This is a genomic window from Halomonas sp. BN3-1, assembly GCF_003056325.1.
Taxonomy (GTDB): domain Bacteria; phylum Pseudomonadota; class Gammaproteobacteria; order Pseudomonadales; family Halomonadaceae; genus Halomonas; species Halomonas litopenaei.
This window is the reverse complement of the sequence record NZ_PYVV01000040.1, coordinates 1-1071: the sequence shown is the minus strand read 5'-3', so window position 1 is coordinate 1071 and position 1071 is coordinate 1. Positions and strand designations below refer to the sequence as shown.

Annotated in this window: 1 pseudogene; it reads right to left on the bottom strand. The window is 69.4% G+C overall.

The features are described 5' to 3' along the window. A pseudogene (locus C9F12_RS22190) lies at nt 1–1071 on the bottom strand (RHS repeat protein); the annotation flags it as partial.

The following is a 1071-nucleotide window of genomic DNA, read 5'->3' as shown; positions in this document are numbered from 1 at the left end:
CGCGGGCCAGTTCCAGGCGTTCGGGGCGAAACAGCGGCGGCAGGCCTCCGACAAAACGCTCTTCGCTTTGCAGCAGGTCACCGTCCCAGTTGAACACCGTCAGCTCACTGGGCTGGCCCTGGCGGTTCACCTCTTTCCACACTCGTCGGCCGAGGCCGTCGTAGGCGTAGCGGGCGCGCATGCGCGGCAGGGTGTCATCGCCCGCGGCGGGTGCATGGGGGTAGTGGCAGGCCTCGATCAGCCGGTGTTCGGGGTCGTACTGGTAGTGCCAGGTCTCGCCGCTGGGGGCGATGCGCCGGGTCAGGTTGCCGCTGGCGTCGTAGTGGTAGTGGGTGCCGGCGTAGCGCTTGAGCAGGTTGCCCATGGCCGGCGACAGGCTGGCCGGTGCGCCTGGGTAATCGAGGCGAATGCGCTCCTCGGATCCGTTGTCGAGGTGATCGCGGGGGCGCTCGCGTCGCCAGCGGGTGGCGTCGGAGGGCGGGGTGCTGCTGCCGTTTTCGCTGGTTCGTTCTGGCGGCACGGGATCGACCAGATTGCCGGCCGGGTCGAAGGCGAACACTTCCTCGAGCCCTGGCGCGCTTGCCTGGCGCAGCCGGCCCAAGGGGTCGTAGCCGTAGCGGGTGGTGCCACGCAGGTTGTCGTCCACCTGGCTGAGCAGACCGTTGGCGCTGTAGTGCCACTGGCGTCTGACGGTGGGGTGTCGGGGGCGGTCCTCGACGGATGCTTCGAGGGTGCGGATGTGCTGCTCGATCAGGCGTCCCAGCGGGTCGAAGCGTGACTCGACCTCGCGGCTGCCCTGGTGGCGGCGCACCTCGCGGTGCAGGTCGTCGCGCTCGAAGGCCATCAGCTCGCGCTGGTCCAGGGTCATGGCGTGGACATGGCCGGAGCCATAGCGCAGCCAGGCCAGGGTCTGGCCGTCGGGCAGGGTGGTGGTCTCGCGGTTACCCAGGGCGTCGTGGGTGTGGCGGGTGACGCTGGAGTAGTCACCGCCGTTGGGCAGCTGATGACGCTGCACCTCGGCGATCAGGTTGTCGGCGGTGTCGAAGTGAAAGCGCGTCTCGCTGTGGCGGC